The sequence below is a fragment of the Klebsiella sp. Q2 genome (genome assembly GCF_009900705.1).
GTDB classification, from domain to species: Bacteria; Pseudomonadota; Gammaproteobacteria; order Enterobacterales; family Enterobacteriaceae; genus Klebsiella; species Klebsiella quasipneumoniae.
The window spans coordinates 71,458-83,623 of sequence record NZ_JAAABE010000003.1 but is presented as its reverse complement, the minus strand read 5'-3'; the positions used below and the strand labels follow the sequence as shown (position 1 = coordinate 83,623).

Annotated in this window: 16 protein-coding genes; 4 read left to right on the top strand and 12 right to left on the bottom strand. The window is 56.1% G+C overall.

Annotated elements, in window-relative coordinates; translation table 11 throughout:
* Positions 1-111: 111 nt before the first annotated feature.
* The gene (gene yhbY, locus GT756_RS12095; RefSeq protein ID WP_002918374.1) at positions 112-405 is read left to right on the top strand and encodes a ribosome assembly RNA-binding protein YhbY; all 294 of its coding nucleotides are present in this window, start codon (positions 112-114) and stop codon (positions 403-405) included.
* Between the two features lie 152 nt (positions 406-557).
* On the opposite strand, the gene greA is transcribed toward yhbY, so the two are convergent.
* Positions 558-1,034: a transcription elongation factor GreA gene (gene greA, locus GT756_RS12090; protein ID WP_002918375.1), complete on the bottom strand. Its 477-nt coding sequence runs from the start codon at positions 1,032-1,034 to the stop codon at positions 558-560.
* A 235-nt stretch (positions 1,035-1,269) separates the two neighbouring features.
* Here greA and dacB point away from each other — a divergent pair, with 235 nt between their 5' ends.
* Positions 1,270-2,703, top strand: a complete 1,434-nt coding sequence (gene dacB, locus GT756_RS12085; protein ID WP_004206185.1) for a serine-type D-Ala-D-Ala carboxypeptidase — start codon at positions 1,270-1,272, stop codon at positions 2,701-2,703.
* A 52-nt stretch (positions 2,704-2,755) separates the two neighbouring features.
* On the opposite strand, the gene cgtA is transcribed toward dacB, so the two are convergent.
* The 4 genes from cgtA to rplU all read right to left on the bottom strand — a co-directional run bounded on the left by cgtA (position 2,756) and on the right by rplU (position 5,598).
* On the bottom strand, positions 2,756-3,934 hold the full coding sequence (gene cgtA / locus GT756_RS12080; RefSeq protein WP_004206186.1) for an Obg family GTPase CgtA: 1,179 nt from the start codon (positions 3,932-3,934) through the stop codon (positions 2,756-2,758).
* 15 nt (positions 3,935-3,949) lie between these two features.
* Positions 3,950-4,915 (bottom strand): DMT family transporter, encoded by a 966-nt coding sequence (locus GT756_RS12075; RefSeq protein WP_004206187.1) that lies wholly within the window; start codon positions 4,913-4,915, stop codon positions 3,950-3,952.
* 93 nt (positions 4,916-5,008) lie between these two features.
* Positions 5,009-5,266, bottom strand: a complete 258-nt coding sequence (gene rpmA / locus GT756_RS12070; RefSeq protein WP_002434222.1) for a 50S ribosomal protein L27 — start codon at positions 5,264-5,266, stop codon at positions 5,009-5,011.
* A gap of 20 nt (positions 5,267-5,286) precedes the next feature.
* A complete protein-coding gene (gene rplU / locus GT756_RS12065; RefSeq protein ID WP_002918379.1) occupies positions 5,287-5,598 on the bottom strand; it encodes a 50S ribosomal protein L21 in 312 nt (103 codons plus the stop codon).
* Between the two features lie 260 nt (positions 5,599-5,858).
* On the opposite strand from rplU, the gene ispB reads away from it, so the two are divergent.
* Together ispB and sfsB are read left to right on the top strand one after the other, a co-directional pair.
* Entirely contained in the window at positions 5,859-6,830 is a 972-nt protein-coding gene (gene ispB / locus GT756_RS12060) for an octaprenyl diphosphate synthase (RefSeq protein ID WP_004206188.1), read from the top strand.
* 197 nt (positions 6,831-7,027) lie between these two features.
* On the top strand, positions 7,028-7,300 hold the full coding sequence (sfsB, locus tag GT756_RS12055) for a DNA-binding transcriptional regulator SfsB (RefSeq protein ID WP_004206189.1): 273 nt from the start codon (positions 7,028-7,030) through the stop codon (positions 7,298-7,300).
* Between the two features lie 54 nt (positions 7,301-7,354).
* Here sfsB and murA read toward each other — a convergent pair whose 3' ends face one another.
* The 7 genes from murA to mlaF all read right to left on the bottom strand — a co-directional run bounded on the left by murA (position 7,355) and on the right by mlaF (position 12,161).
* Positions 7,355-8,614 carry a UDP-N-acetylglucosamine 1-carboxyvinyltransferase gene (gene murA, locus GT756_RS12050; protein ID WP_004206190.1) on the bottom strand — a complete coding sequence of 420 codons (1,260 nt, stop codon included), beginning with the start codon at positions 8,612-8,614 and terminating at the stop codon, positions 7,355-7,357.
* Between the two features lie 53 nt (positions 8,615-8,667).
* Positions 8,668-8,922 (bottom strand): BolA family iron metabolism protein IbaG, encoded by a 255-nt coding sequence (ibaG, locus tag GT756_RS12045; protein WP_004144910.1) that lies wholly within the window; start codon positions 8,920-8,922, stop codon positions 8,668-8,670.
* A gap of 136 nt (positions 8,923-9,058) precedes the next feature.
* The gene (mlaB, locus tag GT756_RS12040; protein ID WP_048325846.1) at positions 9,059-9,349 is read right to left on the bottom strand and encodes a lipid asymmetry maintenance protein MlaB; all 291 of its coding nucleotides are present in this window, start codon (positions 9,347-9,349) and stop codon (positions 9,059-9,061) included.
* Positions 9,349-9,984 carry a phospholipid-binding protein MlaC gene (mlaC, locus tag GT756_RS12035; RefSeq protein ID WP_004206194.1) on the bottom strand — a complete coding sequence of 212 codons (636 nt, stop codon included), beginning with the start codon at positions 9,982-9,984 and terminating at the stop codon, positions 9,349-9,351. The genes mlaB and mlaC overlap by 1 nt, the downstream gene beginning before the upstream one ends.
* A gap of 18 nt (positions 9,985-10,002) precedes the next feature.
* The gene (mlaD, locus tag GT756_RS12030) at positions 10,003-10,554 is read right to left on the bottom strand and encodes an outer membrane lipid asymmetry maintenance protein MlaD (protein ID WP_004206195.1); all 552 of its coding nucleotides are present in this window, start codon (positions 10,552-10,554) and stop codon (positions 10,003-10,005) included.
* 4 nt (positions 10,555-10,558) lie between these two features.
* Entirely contained in the window at positions 10,559-11,341 is a 783-nt protein-coding gene (mlaE, locus tag GT756_RS12025; RefSeq protein ID WP_004150949.1) for a lipid asymmetry maintenance ABC transporter permease subunit MlaE, read from the bottom strand.
* 7 nt (positions 11,342-11,348) lie between these two features.
* Positions 11,349-12,161, bottom strand: coding sequence for a phospholipid ABC transporter ATP-binding protein MlaF (mlaF, locus tag GT756_RS12020; RefSeq protein ID WP_004206196.1), 813 nt, complete (start codon positions 12,159-12,161; stop codon positions 11,349-11,351).
* Positions 12,162-12,166: the final 5 nt, after the last annotated feature.

The following is a 12,166-nucleotide window of genomic DNA, read 5'->3' as shown; positions in this document are numbered from 1 at the left end:
TTCGGGTTCATCGTACTTTACTGCGTAAAAATCGACGCGGTAGTTTGGCGATATATGGGAGATGGCGGTAGAATGACCCGTTTTCAATCCCAACGTAAGCAAAAAAATACGATGAATCTGAGTACTAAACAAAAACAGCACCTGAAAGGTCTGGCACATCCGCTCAAGCCGGTAGTTATGCTTGGCAACAATGGTTTGACCGAAGGGGTACTGGCCGAGATCGAACAAGCGTTAGGGCACCATGAACTCATCAAGGTGAAGATCGCCTCAGAAGATCGCGAAACTAAAGCCTTGATCGTGGAAGCCATCGTGCGCGAAACCGGCGCCTGTAACGTACAGGTCATCGGTAAAACGCTGGTTCTGTACCGCCCAACGCCAGAGCGTAAAATCTCGCTGCCACGCTAAGAATATCCTCAATCCCGACACAACTTTGTGTAAAACGAGGGATTTCTGTGGCCAGGCGAGCAAAATGCCATGCTCGTGACGTTGATAAAAGGCCGCTATGCGGCCTTTTTCCTTTCTTTACAATCTATAAACATCGTAGCGGGAAATACGCCTTACAGGTATTCAACCTTGGTAATTTCGTATTCCACTTCCCCACCTGGTGTGCGGATAGTCACGACGTCATCCTGCTCTTTACCGATCAGACCACGGGCAATCGGCGAGTTCACGGAGATCAGATTCTGCTTAAAATCAGCTTCGTCATCGCCCACGATACGGTAGGTCTGCTCCTCGTCAGTATCGAGGTTCAGCACACTGACGGTTGAACCAAAAATCACCCGGCCATTGTTCGGCATTTTGGTGATATCGATAACCTGCGCGTTGGACAGTTTCGCTTCGATGTCCTTGATACGCCCTTCGCAGAAGCCCTGCTGTTCACGCGCGGCGTGATACTCGGCATTCTCTTTCAGATCGCCGTGTTCACGGGCCTCAGCAATAGCGGCAATGATTTCAGGACGACGCACAGACTTCAGATAATCCAGTTCTTCGCGCAGTTTTTCAGCGCCACGTAAGGTCATCGGAATCGCTTGCATTAGTTATACCTCTTTATCATTCCTTCAGGGAACGGATAGCCCCGCTCCGCCACCTGTCCTGTACACGGGCAGGACACGAGCAAAAAGAAACCGACCCGGGAAACACTCCCCAGGTCAGCAGCAATTTTTCATTTGATAGGTATTTTACCCCGAAGTTCATTATGGGTCATCGTTTACTTTACTGGGCGTTGCACCGTAGTATGACGGCCTGGCTTCAGGTTGTTAGCGCGAGATTATGCGATTTCCCAGATTTATCATCGGATTGACTGCCGGTATAGCGCTTAGCGCTCAGGCGGCGAATATTGACGAGTACATCACCCAGCTTCCCGCCGGTGCGAACCTTGCCTTTATGGCGCAAAAGGTCGGCGCGTCGACGCCGGAAATCGACTATCACAGCCAGCAAATGGCACTTCCAGCCAGTACGCAAAAGGTCATCACCGCGCTGGCGGCGCTGCTGCAACTGGGGCCCGATTTTCGCTTCACCACCACGCTGGAAACCAAAGGCTCACTGGACGGCGGCGTGCTGAAAGGCGATCTGATCGCCCGCTTCGGCGGCGACCCAACGCTGAAGCGGCAGGATATTCGCAACATGGTGGCGACGCTAAAAAAAGCTGGCGTGCAGCGTATCGACGGCAATGTGCTTATCGATACCTCGGTCTTCGCCAGCCATGATAAAGCGCCGGGGTGGCCGTGGAACGACATGACGCAATGCTTCAGCGCTCCGCCTGCGGCGGCGATTGTCGACCGCAACTGCTTCTCGGTCTCGCTGTATAGCGCGCAGAAGCCGGGCGATCTCGCCTTCATTCGCGTCGCCTCCTATTATCCGGTCACCATGTTCAGTCAGGTTCGCACCCTGGCGCGCGGCTCATCGGAAGCCCAGTATTGCGAACTGGACGTGGTGCCGGGCGACCTCAACCGCTATACCCTCACCGGCTGCCTGCCGCAGCGTAGCGAACCGCTGCCGCTGGCCTTCGCGATACAGGATGGCGCCAGCTATGCCGGGGCGATCCTTAAAGCGGAGCTGAAGCAGGCGGGGATCGCCTATAGCGGCACGCTGCTGCGTCAGACGCTGGCCAATGAGCCCGGTACGGTATTAGCCACCACCCAGTCGGCGCCGCTGCACGATTTGCTGCGGATCATGCTGAAGAAATCCGACAACATGATTGCGGATACCGTTTTTCGTACCATCGGTCATGCCCGGTTCGGCGTACCAGGGACCTGGCGGGCAGGATCCGATGCCGTACGTCAGATCCTGCGTCAACAGGCTGGTGTTGATCTTGGCAACACCATCATCGCCGACGGCTCTGGCCTGTCGCGCCACAACCTGATCGCCCCGGCGACCATGATGCAGGTGTTGCAGTATATCGCCCAGCACGACACCGAGCTCAACTTCATCTCTATGCTGCCGCTGGCGGGCCATGACGGCTCGCTGCAGTATCGCGCCGGCCTCCATCAGGCGGGCGTCGATGGCAAAGTCTCGGCGAAAACCGGGTCACTGCAGGGGGTTTATAACCTTGCGGGCTTCATCACTACCGCCAGCGGGCAAAAGGTGGCCTTCGTGCAATACCTCTCCGGCTACGCCGTGGAGCCAGCCGATCAGCGTAATCGCCGCATACCGTTGGTGCGCTTTGAAAGCCGGCTTTATAAGGATCTGTACCAGAACAACTAAAAACAAAAGGGCCGCATCAGATGCGGCCCTTTTTGATCCAAAGAAGTCAGGATTAGCGTTTGTAGATGAATTCGACGCCTTCTTCGTCGTCTTCGTCCCAGTCGTCATCCCAGTCTTCGTCATCTTCCACTTCGGCTTCGGCCTCTTCAAGCTGCTGACGGTGATAGTCGTCCCACATAAACTCGACTTTCTCCGGCTTCTGCTCTTCTTCCGCCTGCACGATGGGGTTTTCGATGATGAAGGTCATCACGTCCCAGCACAGATCTTTCACGCCCTGCTGGCTGGCGGCGGAGATCAGGTAGAATTTCTCTTCCCAACCAAGCGCTTCAGCAATCGCCTTCGCTTTAGCTTCGGCTTCCGCTTTGTCCATCAGGTCAATCTTGTTAAAGACTAACCAGCGCGGTTTGGAGGCCAGCTTCTCGCTGTATTTCTCCAGTTCGCCGATGATGATGCGCGCGTTCTCAACCGGATCGGAACCGTCGATAGGCTCGATGTCGATCAAGTGCAGCAATACGCGGCAGCGCTCAAGGTGCTTGAGGAAGCGGATACCGAGGCCTGCGCCTTCCGCTGCGCCTTCAATCAGCCCCGGGATATCGGCGACCACAAAGCTCTTCTCGTTGTCCATACGCACCACGCCCAGGCTTGGTACCAGGGTGGTAAACGGATAGTCAGCCACTTTTGGCTTGGCGGCGGAGACCGCACGGATGAAGGTGGATTTACCGGCGTTCGGCATCCCCAGCATTCCGACGTCCGCCAGCAGCATCAGCTCCAGCTGCAGGTCGCGCTTATCACCCGGCGTACCCATGGTCTTCTGACGCGGGGTACGGTTAACGGATGATTTAAAACGGGTGTTGCCCAGACCGTGCCAGCCGCCCTTCGCCACCATCAGACGCTGACCGTGTTTGGTCATATCGCCCATGGTCTCGCCGGTGCCCTGGTCGATAACCCGGGTCCCGACCGGCACTTTTACCGTCACGTCTTTACCACGCTTACCGGTACAGTCGCGGCTCTGGCCATTCTGCCCGCGTTCGGCGCGGAAAGATTTTTCAAAACGGTAGTCGATCAGGGTATTCAGGTTCTCGTCCGCTTCCAGCCAGACATCGCCGCCGTCACCGCCATCGCCGCCGTCCGGGCCGCCTTTCGGAATATATTTCTCGCGGCGGAAGCTTACGCAACCATTGCCGCCGTCACCTGCTACGACCAGGATCGTTGCTTCATCTACAAACTTCATTTTACTCTCCGTAAATCATTCGCCTGAGCGGGGCAGCGGTACTACCGCCTCTCGCTTACGCCAACGTCCCCAAAGACGATGACCGATGGCGGAATACATCGCGCCCGCAACCACGACAAACGCACCGAGATAACCAATCAGGTTTAACATCGGTCTGGCGAAAACATCGGGCCAGGCCATTGATAATAAATCAGAAAACAGTAGCGTAAACAGTGGCGTCAAGGTGATTAACGCGCTGACCTGCGCCGCCTGCCAGCGCGCCATGGCTTCCGCCAGCGCGCCGTAGCCGACCAGGGTATTTAGCCCGCAAAAAATCAGGCATGCCAGTTGCCAGCTGCTTAACCGGGATATCACCCCAGGCTCAGCGAGCGGCAGTAATGCAATCGTACATAAAGTGTACAGCAAAAATAGTATCTGCTGCGATGCCAGACGGCGCAATAACACCTTTTGCGCGACGCCGTAGCTTACCCACACCGTGGCGGCAGCAACGCCGAAAATTACCCCCCACGTGTAGTCCGTCAGGCGGGTAAAGATTTCAATCAGGCTGGTGTTGAAGAACATCACCAGCCCGCTGAGCAGCATCAACGCGCCCACCACCTGGGTGCCGCGCATGCGCTCTTTCAGAATCACGACGCTAGCCACCATCATGCCCACCGGCGATAGCTGGCCGATGACCTGAGAAGCCGTGGGGCTGAGATACTGCAGGGAAGAACTGAACAGAATGAAGTTACCGAACAGACCGCCGGTGGCAATCGCTAATAAGACCAGCCAGCGCGGCTTGCGAAAAATCCGCAGCGGCGGCAGTTTGCCTTTGATAGCGAGGATCGCGCCAAGGCCAATACTGGCCATCAGGAAGCGATAAAACACCACCGTTGGCGGCGCCATCACCTCAAGAACCTGCTTCATTGCAATCGGCAACGCTCCCCAACACATCGCGGTGGTAAGCGCCAGAATAATGCCAATCCCAGCCTGCTGCTTCATGCCTGTTTCCCTGCAAAAATTTTCCGGTAGACGAATGTAAAAAGCCCCGCAACGTGTTGCGGGGCTTTCATCCGTTACCGGGACGCGAAAAACTTATTCAGCAACGATGCTGATGAATTTACGGTTTTTCGGGCCTTTAACTTCGAACTTGACTTTACCGTCAGTCAAAGCGAACAGAGTGTGGTCACGGCCGCAACCAACGTTGGTGCCAGCGTGGAATTTGGTACCACGTTGACGAACGATGATGCTACCTGCCAGAACTGCTTCACCGCCGAAACGTTTTACGCCCAGACGTTTAGCTTCTGAATCGCGACCGTTACGAGTCGAGCCGCCAGCCTTTTTATGTGCCATTTAAATCTACTCCTCAGGTCTTAGGCGCTGATGCCAGTGATTTTCACATCAGTGAACCACTGACGATGGCCCTGCTGCTTACGATAGTGTTTACGACGACGAAACTTAACGATTTTAACTTTCTCGCCACGACCGTGAGCAACAACTTCAGCTTTGATTACGCCGCCCTCAACGAAAGGAACGCCGATCTTGATTTCTTCACCGTTTGCGATCATCAGCACTTCAGCGAACTCAACAGCTTCGCCAGTTGCGATGTCCAGCTTTTCCAGGCGAACGGTCTGACCTTCGCTTACTCGGTGTTGTTTACCACCACTTTGGAAAACCGCGTACATATAAAACTCCGCTTCCGCGCACCTCTTCGTGTGATTCAGAGTGCGCTATAAATATTCACAATAGGGCGCGAATATTACGCAAAACGCGAGCCTTTGACAAGAGCGATTAGCGATCAATGCAGAAAAAAAACACAACTTTCACGACAACGTTTATCTACGGCAATTTTTCAGTACAATCATATCTTCTTTTAATTCTGTCTTAATCCTTCTGTGATCCCACCTGGATTCATGGTAACAGGACATTTGGCCCGGCTTTTGCGATGAATTTAGAAAAAATCAATGAGTTAACCGCGCAAGATATGGCGGGTGTCAATGCGACGATTCTTGAGCAACTCAACTCCGATGTTCAGCTTATCAATCAGTTAGGCTATTACATCGTCAGCGGCGGCGGCAAACGCATTCGCCCGATGATTGCTGTGCTCGCCGCGCGCGCGGTGGGTTATCAGGGGAGCGCGCATGTCACCATTGCTGCGCTGATTGAATTTATTCATACCGCCACCCTGCTGCATGACGACGTCGTCGATGAGTCTGATATGCGTCGCGGCAAAGCCACGGCAAATGCGGCGTTTGGCAATGCCGCCAGCGTGCTGGTCGGCGATTTTATCTATACCCGCGCCTTTCAGATGATGACCCAGCTGGGCTCGCTGAAGATCCTCGAGGTCATGTCGGAAGCGGTGAACGTCATTGCCGAAGGCGAAGTGCTGCAGCTGATGAACGTCAATGACCCGGATATCACGGAAGAGAACTACATGCGCGTCATCTACAGCAAGACGGCGCGTCTGTTTGAGGCAGCCTCGCAGTGTGCGGGACTGCTGGCCGACTGCACTGCGGAAGAAGAGCGCGCGTTGCAGGATTATGGCCGCTATCTCGGCACCGCTTTCCAGCTGATCGACGATTTACTCGATTACAGCTCCGACGGAGAGCGGCTCGGTAAAAACGTCGGTGACGACCTCAACGAAGGCAAACCGACGCTACCGCTGCTGCACGCCATGCACCATGGTACCGCCGATCAATCGGCGATGATCCGCGGGGCTATCGAGCAGGGCAACGGCCGCCATCTGCTGGATGCCGTCCTGGAAACGATGGCTGCCTGCGGTTCGCTGGAGTGGACGCAGAAACGTGCTGAAGAAGAAGCTGACAAAGCGATTGCCGCGCTGCAGATTCTCCCGGACACCCCCTGGCGTGAAGCCTTGATCGGGCTGGCGCATATCGCGGTTCAGCGCGATCATTAATCCCCTCTCCCTTCCCGCGCAGTGCGCGGGAAAGTTCCAGTAAAAATCCATTCCCTACCGTAAATTTCCCGATATCTTGATACATTCTGAATATTCCGACGCTTTAACAGAACTTGTTAGAACCTTACCTGGTGCGCGGGTATAGTGTCTCCGTTGCCCATATGGGCCGTTCAGGATCTTTATCACCAGGAGAATTTATGGATAAGTTCATCGACTGGCATCCCGCAGATATTGTTGCTGGATTACGTAAACGGGGAACATCGCTGGCGGCAGAGTCGCGACGGCACGGTCTGAGTTCTTCAACGCTGGCGAACGCCCTGACCCGCCCCTGGCCGAAAGGCGAATTAATCATCGCCACGGCGCTGGATACACAGCCATGGGTCATCTGGCCGTCACGCTACCATGATCCGGTAACACATGAGTTTATCGACAGAACGCAGATGATGCGTCAGAAGAAGATGGACAAGTGATGTGATTATGCGACAAGGACCCGGGAGAGACGCCCGGGCCCTGTCAGGACGCGATTACTCGCCTTTCACGCGCTGAATATTGGCACCCAGCGCCTGCAGTTTATCTTCGATACGCTCATAGCCACGATCGATATGATAGATGCGATCGACGATGGTGGTTCCCTCAGCGATACAACCTGCCAGCACGAGGCTCGCCGAAGCACGCAAATCGGTCGCCATCACCTGCGCGCCCGAAAGCTGCTTCACGCCATGACAGATCGCGGTATTGCTCTCGATCTCCGCGTGAGCACCCATACGGATCAGTTCCGGAATGTGCATAAAGCGGTTTTCAAAGATCGTTTCGGTGATCACGCCGGTCCCTTCCGCGACCAGGTTGAGCAGCGTGAACTGGGCCTGCATATCGGTCGGGAAGCCCGGATGCGGCGCGGTACGCACGTTAACCGCTTTCGGACGGTTGCCGTGCATATCAAGGCTGATCCAGTCTTCGCCCGTTTCGATGTCCGCTCCGGCGTCGCGCAGCTTTGCCAGTACGGCATCGAGGGTATCTGGTTGCGCGTTACGGCAGAGGATCTTGCCGCCGGAAATGGCTGCGGCCACCAGGAAGGTCCCGGTTTCAATACGGTCCGGCAGCACACGGTAAACGCCGCCGCCCAGACGCTGCACGCCTTCGATGGTGATGCGATCGGTACCCTGGCCGCTGATTTTTGCGCCCAGCGCGTTAAGGAAGTTCGCGGTATCGACGATCTCCGGCTCGCGAGCGGCGTTTTCGATAATCGTCGTCCCCTCGGCGAGGGTCGCTGCGCTCATGATAGTGACGGTGGCGCCGACGCTCACTTTATCCATCACGATATGCGCGCCTTTCAGACGACCATTGACCGAAGCTTTTACATAACCTTCTTCCAGTTTGATCTCGGCGCCCAGCTGTTCCAGGCCGCTAATATGCAGATCGACCGGACGCGCGCCGATGGCGCAGCCGCCAGGCAGAGAGACTTGTCCCTGACCGAAACGCGCCACCAGCGGGCCCAGCGCCCAGATAGAGGCGCGCATGGTTTTCACCAGATCGTACGGAGCACAGAATACATCGACCGGGCCGGCGTCAATCCACACCGAACCATTGCGCTCTACCTTCGCGCCCAGCTGACTCAGCAGCTTCATGGTGGTATCGATGTCTTTGAGCTTAGGTACGTTCTGGATCTCTACCGGCTCTTCGGCAAGCAGCGCGGAAAAGAGGATTGGCAGGGCGGCGTTTTTTGCACCGGAGATGGTGACTTCGCCCTGAAGGCGAGTCGGCCCCTGAACACGGAATTTATCCATTGATTCTGTTCTCTATTAAAAATTCACATACGCTGCAGGGGATCCCCCACAGCTTAGAAGCCATTTAGTTTGCGGTCTCGCGCCCACTCCTGCGGAGTAAAGGCCTTGATCGACAGCGCATGGATGCGGTTGTCAGCAATATATTCCATCAGCGGCGCGTAGACGCTCTGCTGCTTTTTAACCCGACTCATGCCATCGAACATCTCACCCACAGCAATAACCTGAAAGTGGCTGCCATCGCCAGAGACGTGGACTTCCTGGAGGGGGAGTGCGTTCATCAGCACGGTCTGAATTTCATGATTTTCCATGGGCTCAAATTTATCTGATAGTGAAAACAGCCCAACATCTTAGAGGAAAGTGGCGCGGTCTTAAACAAGCAAAAAGCCCCGGCGAAAAGATTGCCGGGGCTTTCGGAATAGCTTCAGCGCTAAGACACTGAAAAGATTATGGGATCATATCGACAGGCAGGTTGTAAAGACCGACCAGCGTTTGCAGATTTTCGCTCTTGCCGATCAGCTGCGCTTCCCGGCCCTGGCGGCGAATCAGCGCCACAAAATGTACTAACAGCGCCAGGCCCGCCGTGTCCACGCGCGTGGTCTGACTGAGATCGATGATCGCTGTCCCGGCTGTCGCCTGGGCGCGTGCCTCCCAGAGCGGGACCAGCAGATCCTGGTCCAGCTCTCCGTGCAGCGCCAGCGTCTCGCCATCACGAGTCCAGCTCAGCTGCCCGCTCATTATTTTTTCTGTTCCAGGGTGATCGGCTGAGCGGAGATCGCTTTGAGCTGCGCGGTCAGGCCATCAACGCCCTTGGTACGCAGCAGGTCGCTCCACTCGTTTTGTTTGGTGGTGATCATGCTGACCCCTTCCGCAATCATATCGTAGGCCTGCCAGTTGCCGGTCTGGGTATTTTTACGCCACTGGAAGTCGAGACGTACCGGCGGACGGCCGTTCGGGTCGATGATAGTGACGCGGATCGGAATGATGGTCGCGCTGCCCAGCGGCTGTTCCGGGGCAATCTGGTAGGTCTGACCATGGTACATTGCCAACGCCTGGCCATAGGCCTGCTTCAGGTATTCACGGAAGGCGGCAAAATAGGCTTCACGCTGCGCCGGGGTAGCTTCTTTGTAATAGCGGCCCAGCACCAGCGCGCCGGCATACTTCACCTGCACATAAGGCAGAAGCTCCTGGTCGACGATGTCGCGCAGATAGTTAGGGTTGGCCTTGATCTTCGGCTGTTCATTCTTCAGGCGATCGAAGGTTTTCTGCGCCGCTTCATTCATCAGCTTATACGGATTGGACTGGTCTGCCGCCTGGGCGGCGGTCAGCGGGGCAATCACCAGCATGGCGACCATGAGTAAGCGTTTAAACATATCGTGTTTCTCCTGAAATTAATGCGTCGTGCCGGCTGCCGGCGTCGCGTCAGTATGACCTTCTGCCTCGGCCTTATCATTGCCAGAATTCTGATTGTCGCCGCCCTTACTGTTATAAAGGAACTGACCAATCAGATCTTCCAGCACCATAGCGGACTTGGTGTCCTGGATAGTACCGCCGTCTTTAAGAATAGTCGTCCCGAGGTCCGGGTCTTCAAAACCGACGTTCAGCGCCAGATACTGCTCGCCCAGCAGGCCAGAGGTGCGGATCGCCAGCGAACTGGTATCCGGGATATGGTTGTAGCGCTCATCAATATCGAGCTCCACGCGCGGCAGATAGGTTTTCGGGTCGAGGGTGATGTCCGCCACGCGGCCAACAACCACACCGCCGATGCGCACCGGCGAGCGTGCTTTCAGGCCGCCGATATTATCGAAGGTCGCGTAAAGACGGTAAGTCGGCTCGGTACGTAGCGAGGTGACGTTCGCCGCCTTCAGGCAGACAAACAGCGCCGCCAGCAGCGCCACCAGTAAGAACACCCCTACCCAGATTTCATTTTTTTTCGTTTGCATGAACTCAATTCCCAAACATCAGCGCAGTCAGCACAAAATCCAGCCCCAGAACCGCCAGCGACGCATGCACCACGGTGCGCGTAGTCGCCCGGCTAATCCCGGCGGAAGTGGGGATAGCGTCATAACCATTGAATAACGCAATCCAGGTTACCGTAATGGCGAATACCAGGCTCTTAATCAGGCAGTTCACCAGATCCATTCGCCAGTCGACGGCATTTTGCATCGCGGTCCAGAAAAAACCACCATCAATGCCTTTCCAGCTCACGCCCACCAGCGCTCCACCCCAGATCCCCACCGCAACGAAGATAATCGTCAGCAGCGGCAGCGAAATGACGCCGGCCCAGAAACGGGGAGAAATGACGCGGCGCAGCGGATCCACCGCCATCATCTCCATACTGGAGAGCTGTTCCGTGGCCCGCATCAGGCCAATCTCGGCGGTCAGCGCCGACCCGGCGCGACCGGCAAACAGCAGCGCGGCGACCACCGGCCCCAGCTCGCGCAGCAGCGACAGCGCCACCAACATGCCAAGACTGGTCTCTGCGCTGTAGGTGGTTAAGACCAGATACCCCTGCAGCCCGAGCACCATACCGATAAACAGGCCCGATACAATGATAATCAGCATCGACAGAACGCCGACGTTGTAGAGCTGACGAACCAGCAGCGGCGCGTGCTTGCGAAACTCTGGTTTGCCGACAACGGCGTTGAACAGCATTAATCCGGCGCGTCCAAAGGTCGCGGTGGTTTTAATACCGCGATGGCCTAGCGCGGCCAGCGCATTAAACAGCATCAGTCGCTCAACTCCCTATGCCTAATAAATCATGGTGATAGTCGCCAGCCGGATAACGGAACGGCACCGGGCCGTCGGCAATACCATCAATGAACTGACGAACCCGAGGGTCAGCATTCTCACGTAGCGACTGGGCGCTGCCGTGGGCGACAATCTTTTTATCCGCCACGATATACGCATAGTCCGCAATGCTCAGCACCTCAGGCACATCGTGCGAAACCACGATGCAGGTGACACCCAGCGTGCTGTTGAGTTCAGAAATCAGCTTCACCAGCACGCCCATGGTGATGGGATCCTGCCCGACGAACGGTTCGTCGAACATAATGAGATCCGGCTCCAGGGCAATGGCCCTCGCCAGGGCGGCGCGGCGCGCCATGCCGCCGGAAAGCTCAGAGGGCATTAACTTCGCCGCACCGCGCAGCCCTACCGCCTCCAGCTTCATCATCACCGTCGTATGCAGCAGCGCAGGCGGCAGATGCGTATGTTCGCGCAGCGGGTAGGCGACGTTGTCAAAGACATTGAGGTCGGTGAACAGCGCCCCGGACTGGAACAGCATGCTCATCCGCTTACGCACCGTGTACAGACGCGAACGGGTCATCTGCGGCACGTTCTCGCCATCGAACAGGATCTCTCCCCTGTCCGGCGGGATCTGTCCGCCGATCAGGCGTAACAGGGTAGTCTTGCCGATCCCCGAAGGTCCCATAATCGCAGTAATTTTACCGCGCGGCACCGACAGCGAGATGTCGTCGAAGATCACGCGATCGCCGCGAGAAAAGCGGATACCGCGCACTTCAACTAAATTCGCCTGAGTTTGGCTCATAAAAT

Bases quoted from the DNA above. Each gene is read 5' to 3' on its own strand.
- yhbY (WP_002918374.1), top strand. From the start codon at position 112: ATGAATCTGAGTACTAAACAAAAACAGCACCTGAAAGGTCTGGCACAT.
- greA (WP_002918375.1), bottom strand. From the start codon at position 1,034: ATGCAAGCGATTCCGATGACCTTACGTGGCGCTGAAAAACTGCGCGAA.
- dacB (WP_004206185.1), top strand. From the start codon at position 1,270: ATGCGATTTCCCAGATTTATCATCGGATTGACTGCCGGTATAGCGCTT.
- cgtA (WP_004206186.1), bottom strand. From the start codon at position 3,934: ATGAAGTTTGTAGATGAAGCAACGATCCTGGTCGTAGCAGGTGACGGC.
- GT756_RS12075 (WP_004206187.1), bottom strand. From the start codon at position 4,915: ATGAAGCAGCAGGCTGGGATTGGCATTATTCTGGCGCTTACCACCGCG.
- rpmA (WP_002434222.1), bottom strand. From the start codon at position 5,266: ATGGCACATAAAAAGGCTGGCGGCTCGACTCGTAACGGTCGCGATTCA.
- rplU (WP_002918379.1), bottom strand. From the start codon at position 5,598: ATGTACGCGGTTTTCCAAAGTGGTGGTAAACAACACCGAGTAAGCGAA.
- ispB (WP_004206188.1), top strand. From the start codon at position 5,859: ATGAATTTAGAAAAAATCAATGAGTTAACCGCGCAAGATATGGCGGGT.
- sfsB (WP_004206189.1), top strand. From the start codon at position 7,028: ATGGATAAGTTCATCGACTGGCATCCCGCAGATATTGTTGCTGGATTA.
- murA (WP_004206190.1), bottom strand. From the start codon at position 8,614: ATGGATAAATTCCGTGTTCAGGGGCCGACTCGCCTTCAGGGCGAAGTC.
- ibaG (WP_004144910.1), bottom strand. From the start codon at position 8,922: ATGGAAAATCATGAAATTCAGACCGTGCTGATGAACGCACTCCCCCTC.
- mlaB (WP_048325846.1), bottom strand. From the start codon at position 9,349: ATGAGCGGGCAGCTGAGCTGGACTCGTGATGGCGAGACGCTGGCGCTG.
- mlaC (WP_004206194.1), bottom strand. From the start codon at position 9,984: ATGTTTAAACGCTTACTCATGGTCGCCATGCTGGTGATTGCCCCGCTG.
- mlaD (WP_004206195.1), bottom strand. From the start codon at position 10,554: ATGCAAACGAAAAAAAATGAAATCTGGGTAGGGGTGTTCTTACTGGTG.
- mlaE (WP_004150949.1), bottom strand. From the start codon at position 11,341: ATGCTGTTTAATGCGCTGGCCGCGCTAGGCCATCGCGGTATTAAAACC.
- mlaF (WP_004206196.1), bottom strand. From the start codon at position 12,161: ATGAGCCAAACTCAGGCGAATTTAGTTGAAGTGCGCGGTATCCGCTTT.